Source organism: Arcobacter arenosus (genome assembly GCF_005771535.1).
Taxonomy (GTDB): Bacteria; Campylobacterota; Campylobacteria; order Campylobacterales; family Arcobacteraceae; genus Halarcobacter; species Halarcobacter arenosus.
The window spans coordinates 142438-156583 of the sequence record NZ_VANU01000002.1 but is presented as its reverse complement, the minus strand read 5'-3'; the positions used below and the strand labels follow the sequence as shown (position 1 = coordinate 156583).

The window sequence follows — 14146 nt, the reverse complement described above, 5'->3', positions numbered from 1 at the left end:
CCCTTATAGTTTTAATCTTGATTTTTTATTTTTAAAAGCCATTCATTTAATGTTTTTTCGTACCCTACATTTGACGATTCATATACTCTTAAAGGCTTTGTCAAATACTCTTGCTTTACCCATCCTCCAAAATCGTGTGGATACAAATATCCAACATGCTGACTATCTAGATGTTTTGGTATATCCAAAATTTTACCATTTTTTACTTCATTAAGCGCTTTATTGATTCCCACATATGCAGAATTTGATTTGGGACATGATGCTAAATATACAACACACTGTCCTAATATAATTCTACTCTCAGGATATCCAATTTTTGATGTTGCTAACATAGTACTTACTGCAAGATTTAAAGCATTAGGGTTAGCATTACCAATATCTTCACTTGCAAATATTACTAATCTTCTTGTAATAAATTCAACACTCTCTCCACCATCAATTAACCTTGCTAAATAATATAATGCTGCATCTACATCAGAACCCCTAAGGGATTTAATCATTGCACTTGCTAAATCATAATGGGTATCTTTAGAACTAACTCCATCACCAATTACATTTACTCTTAACTCTTTTAATGTTTCATACTTTACATCTAAATCAATTTTAATGGCAAAATTAAGAAGATTTAACATAGCCCTTGCATCACCACTACTTGATAAAATTAAGTACTCTCTAGCCTCTTTATTTATCGTTATTTGTGTATTGGCAATTGCTTTGTCAAGAACCTTAGTCATATCATCTTTTGTAAAGGCTTTAAACTCATATAAAAAAGACCTAGACCTAATTGCACTTGTTAAAGTAAAAAAAGGATTTTCTGTACTTGCACCTATAATTATAGCTTCATAGTTTTCCATTATAGGAAGTAAAACCTCTTGTTGGTTTTTTGACAAACGATGAACTTCATCAATAAACATAATTGGTTTTATCAGTGAGTCTTTATATCTTGTAAAAATCTTTCTTAAATCATCAATTTTTATCGTTGTTGCATTAAAGTAATAGTAATCTGTTCCAATATGTTTTGCAATAATTTTTGCTAGAGTTGTTTTCCCCGTTCCAGGTTTTCCGTAAAAAAATAGATGGGGTATCTCTTTTTTTTCTATTAGTTTGTAAAGAGCTTTGTCTTTTCCAATAATGTGAGTTTGTCCAACAAAATCATTTAGATTTTGTGGACGTAATTTGTTAGCTAAATCATTCATTTTCGTTTAGGAATAATCTTAAATCTTTATATTCATCTTTTGTTAGATATCTTGATTTTCCTGTAGGAAGATTGTTTAGTGAAATTCCACCAAATTCAAATCTTTTTAAATCCATAACTTCTAAACCAAAATGTCCAAAAAATCTTCTAAGTTCCCTATTCTTTCCTTCTGCAATTGCAACTTTTAGTTTAGAGAAATTTTTATTATTTGAGATAATTTGATATGCAATAAATGGCTCAAAATTCATCGATTTTATTTTCGATTTTTCATGTGCACCTGTTGTTGCATCTTCAAGTTCAAGACCATTTAACATGGCCTCTTCTACTTTTTTATGGATTTCACCATTTACTTTTATTTTATAGATTCTTTCAAGTTTTGAATGCATTAATTTATTAGCAACATCAACTGAATCTGTTAAAAGTATTAAACCCTCACTTGAATAATCAAGTCTTCCAATTGGCATAAAGTGTTTATATTTTTTATCTAAAGAATCAAAGATAACTTTTCTACCTTGAGGATCATTTTTAGTTACAAGTTCCCCTTTTGGCTTATTATACATTATTACTGTATACATTCTATTTTTATCTTCTTTGATAATCTTTTTACCAATCCTTACAATGTCATCAGGTTTAACTTTTGTTGCAAGATTTTTTACAGGAGTACCATTAATTGAAACTTTGCCCTCTTCTATTATCTTATCCGCTTCTCTTCTTGAATAATTACTATTATGAGAGATAAATTTATTTAATCTAGTTTCTTCTTCAACTTGCTCTTCATTTTTGCCTTTCATGGCATTCCTTTGGTTTATTTTATACCTGCTTCAATCAGGTCATGAATGTGTAAAACACCAACTATTTTTTTATCTTTATCAGTAACAATCAATAATTGAATTTTAAAATCTTCAACAATCTTAAGTGCATCACTTGCCAAGATATTTTGGTCATCAATAATTTTAGGATTTTTTGTTGCAATCTCTTCAATTTCACAATCCATTGAAAAGTCATCATTCATTAAAGCTCTTCTTAAATCTCCATCACTTAATACAGAGCTTAACTTACCCTCTTCGTCAGTAATTAAAACATTTCCAAGTCTACCTTCACTCATAATTACAATTGCATCTTTTAGCTTTGTTTCACGTGAAACAATTGGAAGATTTTCAGTTCTTAAAAGGTCAGAAACTTTAATAAATAGCTTTTTACCTAAACTTCCACCAGGGTGAAATGATGCAAAATCCTCTTTTTGGAAATTTCTTTTTTTCATTAAACAAACTGCAAGTACATCACCCATTGCCATAGTTAATGTTGTTGAAGAAGTTGGTGCAGTATCTAAAGGACAAGCCTCTTTTGAAACTGAGATATCAAAAAAGAAATCTGAGTATTTACCTAAGGTAGATTTTTTACTTTTTGCCATTGCAATTAATGGTATATCAAATCTTTTTAAATGGGGAAGCAATTGAATCAATTCTTCACTTTCCCCACTATATGAAATACCTAAAACAATATCATCTTTACCAATCATACCTAAATCACCATGCATAGCTTCAGTAGGATGTAGGAAAAAAGATGAAGTTCCTGTACTTGCTAATGTTGCAGCAATCTTTGCACCTACAAGTCCTGATTTTCCTACACCAGTAACTATAAGTTTACCTTTACAATTAACTATTAACTCAATAGCTTTTTCTAAATCAAAATCAGAAATATTTTTCGAAGCATTTATTAATTCATTTGCTTCTGTATCTAATACCTCTTGGGCAATTTTATTAAAATCCATTTTCTACCTTATATAACAAAAATTGTTGGAACTATCACTGGGTATTTTTTATATTTTCTAACACAATGTTTTCTAACAACTTTTCTAATTTCATCTTCAACAATTTTATTGTTTTTGAAGATACCCTCTTTTACATTTTCTAAGAAAGTTAATAATAAATCTTCAATCTCTTTTGAAAATTGTTTATCTAACTTATCTGGTACTAAACCAAAAGAAGAAACTCTTGGTCTTTGTTCCATTTTTCTATCATTTTCATTAATTTGAGCAACAATCATAACAACACCTTCGTTTGCCATTGTTTGTCTATCCATAACAATATCATTAGAAATCTTGTTATTTAATTGATTGTCAATATAAATTTTTCCAGTTTTTACTGACTTAACTTTTTTTAGATATTTTGGACTAACTTCAACTTGTTCACCATCACTCATAATATAAGTGTTTCTTTCAAGAACACCACAATCTATACCAGTTTTTGCATGTTTAACTGCATGGTTATATTCCCCATGAATTGGCATAAAGAATTTAGGTTTTACTAATCTTAACATTAATTTTTGCTCTTCTTGTGCAGCGTGTCCAGAAACATGAATTTCGCTAAAGTCTTGATATGCTACTTGTGCACCAGCTTTAAGTAAGTGATTAATTATTTGAGATACACTTGCTTCATTTCCAGGAATTGCTTTAGCCGATAGGATAATTTGATCACCTGGCTTAATTTTAATATGTCTATGCTCATGAATAGACATTCTATAAAGAGCACTCATAGATTCACCCTGTGAACCTGTAGTTACTATTAATACTTCATTATCTTTATATTTATTAACTTCATGTGCATCAATAAATTGATCTTTTGGGAATTTTATATAACCTAAACTCATTGCTAAGTCTAAGTTTTTTTCCATTGATCTTCCAATAACACAAACTTTTCTACCATATTTCATAGCATGATCAATTGCTTGAGCAACTCTATGAATATTTGAAGAGAAAGTTGACATTATAACTCTACCTTTTGCAGTTGAAAATAATCTATCAAAAGTAGGACCAACAGTCTTCTCAGATTTTGTAAAACCAGGAGAATGAGAGTTTGTTGAGTCAGACATTAATAATAAAACACCCTCTTCACCATAATGTGCAAATCTATGTAAATCTGTAGGGAAACCATCAATTGGAGTATGGTCAATTTTAAAGTCACCTGTATGGATAATTGTTCCAGCTTCTGTTTTAATTGCTAATGAAGAAGCATCAATAATTGAGTGAGTAATATGAATCCATTCAATCTCAAAATCTCCAATTTTAATAGGAACTCTTTTTTCTACTGGTCTAAAGAATTTTCTATGATCTTTGATTTTATGTTCATCAAATTTTGAACCAATCATCTCTAATGGTAATGAAGTACCATAAATTGGAAACTGTAATTCTTTATAAAGATAAGGCATTGCACCAATGTGATCCTCATGTCCATGTGTAATTACAACAGCTTCAATTTTATCTTTGATTTGTCTAATATATGTAAAATCTGGGATTAAAATATCAACACCATGCATATCTTCATCAGGGAAACTCATACCAACATCAACAATAATTGCAGACTTTTCAGTCTCAATTACCATCATATTTCCACCAATTTCACCTAATCCTCCTAAAGGAGTAATTCTAACTTTTGCATTAGTTGAAAGGTTTAACTTGTTATGTGGATTTAATCTATCTTTATGAGATTTTTCATTTATAATATGAGCTTTTTTTAAGTCATTTATCCAAGCACTATTTGTTTTTGATGTATGAGTTTTTGCCCTATTACTATTACTAGATCTTCTTCTTTTTTGTTGATTATTAGTATTTTTTCTTTCACCATTATCTTCAGTAGAATCATTAGTTGTAGTATTATTTTGATTAGCTTGTTTGTTACCTTGATTGTTATTTCTAGGTCTTCTTCTATTGTTTTGTTGTTTTGGTTTTTCTTCGTTTGAAGAAACAGTTTTTTTAGCTATATCTTCTTGATTTTTAGCCTCGTTTTTTTCCATTCTTAACCTTTGTATACATTTGGCTATACAAAGACGCACTTACTTCATGAGGTCTTAAAGTCTCTTTTATATTAAGTTCATTGTAGATATTAGATAAAAATTCTTTATCAATAACAGATGAAAGATTTTTAGATAGTTTTTTTCTTGGTTGAGAAAAACATGCCTTCAAAAACTTTTTAAAATCTTTATCTAATTCTACATTTGTATCTTTTGACACATATAGAATTGAAGAGGTAACTTTTGGTGGGGGATCAAAAGATTCTGGAGGTACATCAAATAGTAACCTACACTCTTTTGAAACCAGTTTTGTAATAACCCCTAAGGAAGAAAACTCTTTATCACCCTCATTTGCGGAGAATTTTTCAGCCACTTCTTTTTGAATCATTACAATTATATTTTCACAGTTAACATCTTCAAATGCTCTTAATATAATATTTGTTGCAATATAGTAAGGTAGATTGGCAATTAAGTCATATTTGCCTTCATATAAACTACCTTTTTTCTCCCAAGCATCTAAAACATCAGTGTGGATCAGTTCAAAACGCTTTTCTTCTATCTCTTTTGCAAACTTAGAATTTAATATACCGATTAAATCGGTATCGACTTCATATGCAGTCGTGTCTTTGTACTTGACTAAATTTTTTGTCAAATCACCTAATCCAGGGCCAATTTCCACAATATGATTATTATTATTGGGCATCGATTGGATGATCTTGTTAAGTACGGTATGATCTTTTAAGAAATTTTGTCCAAATTTCTTTTTTGCTATAACTTTTTCCATAAGAACCAAGAGTATATCTGCTTTTAACTTACAATTAGATAAGATTTTTACATAAAAATGAAGGAACTAATTTGAGTTATTTTGCAAAAAGAATCATCCCATGTCTAGATGTAAAAGATGGTAGAGTTGTAAAAGGTGTAAACTTTGTGGGTTTAAGAGATGCTGGAGATCCTGTAGAAGTTGCAAAAAGATATAATAATGAAGGTGCAGATGAGATAACATTTTTAGATATTACTGCTAGTCATGAAAATAGAGACACTATAGTTGATATTGTAAAAAGTGTAGCTAAAGAGGTCTTTATCCCTTTAACTGTTGGTGGTGGTATAAGAAAGCTTGATGACATCTATAAACTCCTTAATGTTGGGTGTGATAAAGTTTCAGTAAACTCTTCAGCAGTTGTTAATCCTGACTTTATTAATGAAGGTGCAAAAAGATTTGGAAGTCAATGTATAGTTGTAGCAATTGATGTAAAAAAAGTTGCTGATGGCTCTTATCATGTTTTTGTAAAAGGTGGTAGAGAGGATACTGGAATTGATGCTTTACAATGGGCAAAAGAGGTTTATGATAGAGGTGCTGGTGAAATACTTTTAACTTCTATGGATACTGATGGTGCTAAATCTGGATTTGAACTTAATATTACTGAAAAAATTTCATCTTTAGTTGATATTCCTGTTATTGCAAGTGGTGGAGCAGGAACAATGGAACATATGAAAGAAGCCTTTACTCATGGTGCAAGTGCAGCATTAGCTGCATCAATTTTCCATTTTAAAGAGATTGATATAATGGAACTAAAACACTATTTAAGGGAAAATAATATACCTGTAAGGATATAAAATGAAACTATTGAGTCTACTTGTTATTCCAATTTTTCTTTTCTCTTTTGAGTTAAAATTTGAAAAAAAATTTAAGCATGAACTTCCTCATGACACATTAACAACAAATATTAGAATAACTATCGATGATGATAAGCAAAATAGATTAGAAGAAAGATTAAACAAATTTAATGAAAAGATAAAACAATATGATAAAGTTGAAAAAAAGTTCATAAGCTTTTCAGTAAGACCTAAGTATAGGCATGCAATGAATACACCAAAGGTATCAGGATACATTGGTGAATTAAGATATAAAGTAAATTCATATAAAGCACAATATATGGATGAATTTATTTCAGAACTAACTAAACTAAAAAGAAATAGAGATACTGAAATTTCATTAACTAATCTTGCTTGGAGTGTACCTGAAGATACTTACAATGTAACTTTTGACTTATTAAGATTAGAAGCTATAAATTGGGGAATAAATTACACTAATAATATAACTAACGATTTAAATAAAAAATGTACTTTAAAAAGTATAGAGATAGATAAAGAGAATCAATTAATGAGTATCGATACAGGTAAAATATATTCAACTAGTAACATAAAAGATAAAAGAATCCCTATTCCTGATACAAAACAAGAAAATATAGTTATATTTGCAAATTATAAAATGGAGTGTGAATGATTGTTTGTGCAGGAAGAAATGAAACCTTTAGTTTTGCAGAACCAATGGGAGTTGGACTTATTGAGTCTGCCATTAATTTAACAAGAAGATGTTTATTTGATAAACCAGACTTCTTATTGTTTATAGGAAGTGCAGGAAGCTATGGCGAACACAATATTTTTGATATAGTTGAATCAAAAAGAGCTTCTAATTTAGAAATATCATTTTTAAGAGATGATTCTTATACTCCCCTAGATAATGTTTTAGAGTCAGAGAATAAATTAGTTAAAAATGATACTATAGTAAATAGTTCAAACTATATATCTACTAATTTTGAGCTTGCAAAAAACTATAATAACTATGGTATTGGTATAGAAAACATGGAGTTTTTTTCTATTGTACAAGTTGCTCGTGAATTCGAAATACCCGTTGCTGGGATATTTGTTATAACAAACTATACAAATAAAAATGCACATGAAGATTTTATGAAAAACCATAAAGAGGCCATGTCTAAACTAACGAAATATCTTATTGATAAAAATATTATCAAATACGATGCATAACAAACACTTTTACGTTAAAAACTAACATAATAGTTTTTAGGACGTTTCACGTGAAACAAGGAAAGGATAAAATTGGAAAATTCAATTTACGATTACACACTAGATGAATTAAAGGAACAATTAAAACCTAGCTTTAGAGCAAAGCAAGTTTATAATTGGATATATAAAAAATATGTAAACTCTTATGATGAGATGAAAAATATTCCAAATGATTTGAAACAAACACTAAAAGAAAATTATCCAATTAATATTCTTGAAATTGTTAAAAAAGAACAAAGTACTGATGGAAGTATAAAATATCTATTTAAACTAAGAGATGGTCATACAGTTGAATCTGTTTTACTACTTATGAAAAAGAAAAAAGTAAATGAAGATGGTTCAATTGAAAGAAGTGAACAGTTTACAGTTTGTATCTCAACTCAAGTTGGATGTAAAGTTGGTTGTACTTTTTGCCTAACAGCAAAAGGAGGTTTTGTAAGAAACCTTACAGTTGGAGAAATAGTTGACCAAATAGTTGAAATAAAAAAAGACAATAATATTGCTGAAAATAAATCTTTAAATATTGTATTTATGGGAATGGGTGAACCTTTAGACAATTATAATAATTTTGTTCACTCAGTAAAGGTCTTTTCAGAAGAAGAAGGACTTTCAATAAATAGAAGAAGACAAACTGTTTCAACATCTGGACTTTCTTCAAAAATTGAAAAACTAGGTAATGAAAACTTAGGAATTCAACTTGCTATATCTTTACATGCAGTTGATGATGAATTAAGAAGTGAACTTATTCCAATGAATAAAGCATACAATATTAAATCAATTATTGATGCAGTTAAAAAGTTTCCTGTTGATGCTAGAAAGAAGGTTATGTTCGAGTATCTAGTTATAAAAGATAAAAATGATGATATAGCAAGTGCTAAAAAACTCTTAAACCTACTTGATGGAATTAAAGCTAAAGTAAACCTAATTTATTTTAATCCATATCCAGGTACTTCATATCAAAGACCCGAAAGGAACGATATGATAAAATTCCAGGATTATTTAACAAGTAGAGGACTACTATGTACGATTAGAGAATCAAAAGGTCTTGATATCTCAGCGGCATGTGGTCAACTAAAAGAGAAGGACGCCAATGCAAGCTCTTGATTATGCAATGTTAATTTTTATTGCAGCCGTTGCAATTTTTTCAGCAATAGGCTTTTTTATGAATAACAACAAAAAAGACAAATAAGGAAAATTATGACAATTACTAGATTTGCTCCAAGCCCAACTGGATATTTACATATTGGTGGATTAAGAACAGCTTTATATAGTTTTTTATGGGCTAGAAGAAATAATGGAACATTTAGATTAAGAATAGAAGATACAGATACTCAAAGAAACAATGAACAAGCTATGAGTGCAATACTTGAAGCATTTGAGTGGGTAGGTTTAAGTTATGATGGTGAAGTTGAGTATCAATCGCAAAGATTAGAAATCTATAAAAAATATATTCAGCAACTACTTGATGAAGGTAAAGCTTATCATTGTTATATGAGTAAAGAAGAACTTGATGCTTTAAGAGAAACTCAAATGGCAAATAAACAAACTCCAAGATATGATGGAACTTGGAGACCAGAAGATGGTAAGACTCTACCTGAGATTCCTGAAGGAATTGAGCCTGTTGTAAGAATTAAAGCTCCTCTTGAAGGTAAAATTACATTTATTGATGGTGTTAAATCAATTATGAATTTTGAATGTTCAGAAGTTGATGATTTTGTAATTGCAAGAAGTAATGGTATGCCAACATATAACTTTGTTGTAACTATTGATGATGCACTAATGGAGATGACTGACGTAATTAGAGGGGATGACCACTTAACAAATACTGCAAAACAAATCATTATCTATGAAGCATTAGGATTTAATGTACCAAAATTTTACCATGTGCCTATGATTAATAATCCACAAGGGAAAAAGTTATCAAAAAGAGATGGTGCACTTGATGTAATGGATTATAAAAGAAAAGGGTATCTACCTGAAGCACTATTAAATTTCCTAGTAAGACTTGGATGGTCAAATGGTGATCAAGAGATATTTTCAATGGATGAGATGTTAGAACTTTTTGACCCAACAAATATTAACAAGTCAGCATCTTCATACAATGAAGAAAAACTTTTATGGTTAAATGCACACTATATCAAAAATGTTTCTAATGAAAGACTTGCTCAAGAATTGAAATTTTTTGATTGTCATTTAGAAGGTCATGATAAAAAAGAGATGATATTAGATCTTTCAAAAGAGAGAGCTCAAACTTTAGTTGAATTAAAAGAAGCAATAAATAAAATTCTTGAAGTTCCAACTGAATATGAAGCAAAAGGGAGTAAAAAGTTTGTAAAAGAAGATACTATTAAAATCTTAGAAACATATTTACAACTATTAGAAGAGAAAAAAGATACTCTTCATTTAGCATGTGATTATGAGTTAATTACAAAACCATTTATTGAAGAATTTGAGTTAAAATTCCCTCAACTTTTCCAACCAATTAGAATTGCATTAACAGGAGGAACACAAGCTCCATCTGTTTATGATATTATGGCAATTTTAGGTTTTGAAGAGGTAAAAAAGAGAATAAACAACGCAATTGAGAGAAATTTCGATAAATAATAAGAAAATATACTTGCTAATTATCAATAAATAGGGCATAATGTTCATTACTTTAATTAAGGAATAGGAATAATGAACATTTATGTTGGTAATCTATCATATAGAATGAGTGATAGTGATTTAGAGAAAGTTTTTGCTAAATTTGGCGAAGTTAAAAGTGCTAAAGTGATTATGGACAGAGAAACTGGTAGATCTAAAGGATTTGGTTTCGTTGAAATGATGACTGAACTTGCTGGAAATGAAGCTATTGAATCTTTAAACGGAAGTGAAATTGAAGGTAGATCGCTTAGAGTTAATGAAGCAAAACCAAGAGAAGAAAGACCTAGAAGACAATACTAATCTTTTTCTTTTTTTAATTTTCTAGCAACTGTACGTAAAATTTTGATTTTTAATAAGTTTAATATAATGAAACTTGATTAAGGAGAAGAATTTTATGTTGGTTGTCACACTGTCAAAATAAATTTTCAAGTTTCATTATATTTGTGTTGGTTGTTGTCATCGTTTTTCTAAAACTGTAAGAGTATTATAAACTTTTTTTGTGTAGTAAACGTGGGATTTATCCACAAATTAATGGGATAAATCACATTTTGCCATATTTCCACCTTTTTTTAGTGCTAATATATAAAATACTGCTGGAATGATAACTAAAGTTAAAAAGGCGGATGATACCATACCACCTATCATAGGTGCGGCAATTCTTTGCATAACCTCACTACCTACACCGTCAATATACATAATAGGAATAAGACCCCCTAAAATTGCAAATAAGGTCATAAGTTTTGGTCTTAATCTAAGAACAGCCCCTTTATAAATTGCATGGGAGATATGTTCTTTTTCCGGTTCTGGGCATTTTTTTACAAGATTATCCATAGCTTCATGTAAATAAACTAACATTACAATTGATGTTTCAGCAGCAACACCAAGTAATGCAAGGAATCCAACAATAACAGCAATTGAAATATTAAAGTTTAAATACTCTAAATAGAATATACCACCTGTTAAGGCAAATGGTAGAGTAAAGAATATTATAAATGTATATATAATATTTCTAAGGGCAAAATATATTAAAATAAAGATTATTACAAAGGTCAATGGAATAATATAAGTTAATCTTTCCATTGCAGATTCTAAATACTCACTCTGCCCTGCCCACTCATAATAAAATCCTTCTGGAAGCTTTAAATCTTTTAATAAGTTCTTAGCCTCTTGTTTATATGCTGTTGCAGAAATATCACTTTTAGGAGTAATATAAATAAAGTTAACATTTAAAGCTTTTTCAGATTTAATTACAGAAGGACCCTCTTCATATTTTAACTTAGCAAACATACTTAAAGGTTGGAATCCAAGTTTCGTTTTAACTTGAAGATTGTTTAATGAAGTTATATCTTCCCTTTGTGTAGTTTCAAATCTTAAGCTAATAGTATATCTTTCTAATCCATCTAAAAGGGTAGAGATTTTAGCTCCTGCAACACCTAAAGAGATAGTAGAAAGGATATCATTTTTTGTAATACCAAACCTACTTATCATCTCTTCATCAAGATTTATATTTAAATAATATCCTGAGTTAATTTTATCAGTTGATACTGAAAGTGTTTTATCAAACTTTTTTAATATCTTTTCAAATTCTGCCGCTTTATCTTCTAAAGCTTGATGGTCATTACCATAAAGTTTTATCCCTAAAGGTGTTCTAATACCAGTTAGAAGCATATCAATTCTACCTCTAATTGGGTAAGTCCATGAATTTATAAGTCCAGCAACCTGAAGTTTTTTATCCATCTCAGACATAAGTTTTTTATATGTCATTCCAGGACGCCATTGATCTTCTGGCTTAAAAGTTACAATTGTTTCAATCATGGCAAGGGGAGCAGGATCTGTTGCACTATCTGCACGACCAGCTTTACCAAAAACTGTATCAACTTCTGGAAATGATTTTAAAATCTTATCTGTTTTTTGTGTTAACTCTTTAGATAAATCTACCCCAATACCATATGGTGTTACAGGCATATACATAAAAGTTTGTTCATTCATCATTGGCATAAATTCCCAGTTTTGTTTTTTATATACTGGATATGAAGCCAATAAAGTCCCAATAAAAATAAGTACAACTAAAAACCTAAGTTTTAGGGATACTTTCAATAAAGGGGAATAAAGTTTCACAAAAAATCTGTTTAACAAGTTTTTATCTTCACTTAATATTTTACCTTTGATAAAAAATATCATAAGTATTGGTACAACTGTAATTGATAGAATTGCTCCTGCAATCATTGCAAAGGATTTAGTATAGGCTAAAGGTGAAAATAATCTTCCCTCTTGACCTGTTAAAGCAAAAATTGGTAAAAAAGAAACTACAACTAAAATCAAGGCAAAAAAGATTGGACGACCAACTTGTTTAGCAGATTTTATTATAATTTGTATTCTTTCTTCATTTGAAATATTTTCTTTACCTTGAAGATATTTATGGGCATTTTCTACCATAACAATAGTTGCATCAACCATTGCACCAATAGCAATTGCAATACCCCCTAAACTCATTATATTAGACCCAAGTCCAAAAGCTTTCATTAGTAAAAAAGTTAATAATACAGTAATTGGTAGAGTAATAATTATAATAAGTGCACTTCTAAAGTGAAATAAAAATAAGGCACTTACAATCATAACAATAATCGACTCTTCAATTAATGTGTGTTTTAGTGTATCAATAGCTTTATCAATTAAAGAAGTTCTATCGTAGGTTTCTACAACTTCAACACCCTCAACCTTTAAAGTTTTGATTTTTTCTTTAACTGCTTTTATAACAGCATATGGATTTTCTCCATATCTTACAACAACAATACCACCAACTGTTTCACCTTGACCATTTAAATCAGCCATTCCTCGTCTATTTGATGATGTTATATTTACATCTGCTATATCTTTTATTTTTAGAGGGATAGAATTGATAGTTTTAATTGTAATATTTTCTATGTCAAATCTATTTTTTAAATACCCTTTAGCTTGAATCATATGTTCAAAACCATTTTCTAAAATGATTCTTCCACCTTTTTCATCATTATTTGATGTAAGAACTTTTTTTATCTCATTTATAGAAATATCATATTGAACCATTTTATCTTGGTCTAGTGTAATCTCATAATTTTTTATAAACCCACCAATAGATGCTATTTCACTAACACCATCAACTCCAAGTAAGGCAAATTTATAATAGTAATCTTGCAATGATCTTAACTCATCAAGTGATTTTGTATCTGATTTTAAAGCATATTCATAAGCCCACCCTACTCCTGTAGCATCAGGACCAATTGCAACATTAACACCTTGAGGGAAAGTTCCTTGTAATTGAGACAACTGCTCTAAAATTCTATTTCTTGAATCATATAAATCTGTTCCATCTTTAAATATAATATAGATTAAAGCATTTTGAAATGAACTCATAGCTCTTACTGTATCAATATCAGGAAGACTCATAAGGTTTGAAATAAGTGGATAAGAAACTTGTTCTTCAATTGTTTTTGGACTTTGACCTGGCCATTTCACTTGTACAATAACTTGTGGTGGAGATAAATCAGGTAATGCATCTAAACTTGTATTTTTAACAGCCCAAAAAGAGGCAAATGTTAAAACTATTACAGAAAAAAGTACAAGAAATTTATTTCTTATACTATAAGAGATTATACTTTCAACCATGATTTA

The 14146-nt window shown here is 29.5% G+C and carries 12 protein-coding genes; 6 read left to right on the top strand and 6 right to left on the bottom strand.

Features of this window, described 5'->3' with window-relative positions; translation table 11 throughout:
* Positions 1–11: 11 nt before the first annotated feature.
* The 5 genes from FDK22_RS05185 to rsmA are packed head-to-tail and all read right to left on the bottom strand — an operon-like array spanning position 12 to position 5768.
* Positions 12–1196: a replication-associated recombination protein A gene (locus tag FDK22_RS05185; protein ID WP_138151850.1), complete on the bottom strand. Its 1185-nt coding sequence runs from the start codon at positions 1194–1196 to the stop codon at positions 12–14.
* Positions 1189–1986 (bottom strand): pseudouridine synthase, encoded by a 798-nt coding sequence (locus FDK22_RS05180; protein ID WP_138151849.1) that lies wholly within the window; start codon positions 1984–1986, stop codon positions 1189–1191. The genes FDK22_RS05185 and FDK22_RS05180 overlap by 8 nt, the downstream gene beginning before the upstream one ends.
* Positions 1987–2000: 14 nt before the next feature.
* Entirely contained in the window at positions 2001–2966 is a 966-nt protein-coding gene (locus FDK22_RS05175; RefSeq protein WP_138151848.1) for a KpsF/GutQ family sugar-phosphate isomerase, read from the bottom strand.
* Between the two features lie 8 nt (positions 2967–2974).
* Complete coding sequence (locus FDK22_RS05170) at positions 2975–4987, bottom strand: ribonuclease J (protein WP_228711634.1); 2013 nt, start codon at positions 4985–4987, stop codon at positions 2975–2977.
* Positions 4968–5768 (bottom strand): 16S rRNA (adenine(1518)-N(6)/adenine(1519)-N(6))-dimethyltransferase RsmA, encoded by an 801-nt coding sequence (gene rsmA, locus FDK22_RS05165; RefSeq protein ID WP_138151847.1) that lies wholly within the window; start codon positions 5766–5768, stop codon positions 4968–4970. Before rsmA ends, FDK22_RS05170 begins: the two co-directional genes overlap by 20 nt.
* Before the next feature lie 71 nt (positions 5769–5839).
* On the opposite strand from rsmA, the gene hisF reads away from it, so the two are divergent.
* From hisF to FDK22_RS05135, 6 genes are all read left to right on the top strand, one after another.
* Positions 5840–6601 (top strand): imidazole glycerol phosphate synthase subunit HisF, encoded by a 762-nt coding sequence (hisF, locus tag FDK22_RS05160; RefSeq protein ID WP_138151846.1) that lies wholly within the window; start codon positions 5840–5842, stop codon positions 6599–6601.
* A gap of 1 nt (position 6602) precedes the next feature.
* The gene (locus FDK22_RS05155; RefSeq protein ID WP_138151845.1) at positions 6603–7271 is read left to right on the top strand and encodes an SIMPL domain-containing protein; all 669 of its coding nucleotides are present in this window, start codon (positions 6603–6605) and stop codon (positions 7269–7271) included.
* Positions 7268–7813 carry a phosphorylase family protein gene (locus FDK22_RS05150; protein WP_138151844.1) on the top strand — a complete coding sequence of 182 codons (546 nt, stop codon included), beginning with the start codon at positions 7268–7270 and terminating at the stop codon, positions 7811–7813. The genes FDK22_RS05155 and FDK22_RS05150 overlap by 4 nt, the downstream gene beginning before the upstream one ends.
* Before the next feature lie 72 nt (positions 7814–7885).
* A complete protein-coding gene (gene rlmN, locus FDK22_RS05145) occupies positions 7886–8956 on the top strand; it encodes a dual-specificity RNA methyltransferase RlmN (RefSeq protein ID WP_138151843.1) in 1071 nt (356 codons plus the stop codon).
* 93 nt (positions 8957–9049) lie between these two features.
* Positions 9050–10456: a glutamate--tRNA ligase gene (gene gltX, locus FDK22_RS05140; protein WP_138151842.1), complete on the top strand. Its 1407-nt coding sequence runs from the start codon at positions 9050–9052 to the stop codon at positions 10454–10456.
* A 72-nt stretch (positions 10457–10528) separates the two neighbouring features.
* A complete protein-coding gene (locus FDK22_RS05135; protein ID WP_138151841.1) occupies positions 10529–10795 on the top strand; it encodes an RNA recognition motif domain-containing protein in 267 nt (88 codons plus the stop codon).
* A gap of 228 nt (positions 10796–11023) precedes the next feature.
* On the opposite strand, the gene FDK22_RS05130 is transcribed toward FDK22_RS05135, so the two are convergent.
* A complete protein-coding gene (locus FDK22_RS05130) occupies positions 11024–14140 on the bottom strand; it encodes an efflux RND transporter permease subunit (RefSeq protein WP_138151840.1) in 3117 nt (1038 codons plus the stop codon).
* Positions 14141–14146: the final 6 nt, after the last annotated feature.

Excerpts from the sequence above, each read along its gene's own strand:
- FDK22_RS05170 (WP_228711634.1), bottom strand. The coding sequence starts at position 4,987 with ATGGAAAAAAACGAGGCTAAAAATCAAGAAGATATAGCTAAAAAAACT.
- FDK22_RS05150 (WP_138151844.1), top strand. The coding sequence starts at position 7,268 with ATGATTGTTTGTGCAGGAAGAAATGAAACCTTTAGTTTTGCAGAACCA.
- FDK22_RS05175 (WP_138151848.1), bottom strand. The coding sequence starts at position 2,966 with ATGGATTTTAATAAAATTGCCCAAGAGGTATTAGATACAGAAGCAAAT.
- FDK22_RS05135 (WP_138151841.1), top strand. The coding sequence starts at position 10,529 with ATGAACATTTATGTTGGTAATCTATCATATAGAATGAGTGATAGTGAT.
- FDK22_RS05130 (WP_138151840.1), bottom strand. The coding sequence starts at position 14,140 with ATGGTTGAAAGTATAATCTCTTATAGTATAAGAAATAAATTTCTTGTA.
- rsmA (WP_138151847.1), bottom strand. The coding sequence starts at position 5,768 with ATGGAAAAAGTTATAGCAAAAAAGAAATTTGGACAAAATTTCTTAAAA.
- FDK22_RS05180 (WP_138151849.1), bottom strand. The coding sequence starts at position 1,986 with ATGAAAGGCAAAAATGAAGAGCAAGTTGAAGAAGAAACTAGATTAAAT.
- FDK22_RS05185 (WP_138151850.1), bottom strand. The coding sequence starts at position 1,196 with ATGAATGATTTAGCTAACAAATTACGTCCACAAAATCTAAATGATTTT.
- FDK22_RS05155 (WP_138151845.1), top strand. The coding sequence starts at position 6,603 with ATGAAACTATTGAGTCTACTTGTTATTCCAATTTTTCTTTTCTCTTTT.
- gltX (WP_138151842.1), top strand. The coding sequence starts at position 9,050 with ATGACAATTACTAGATTTGCTCCAAGCCCAACTGGATATTTACATATT.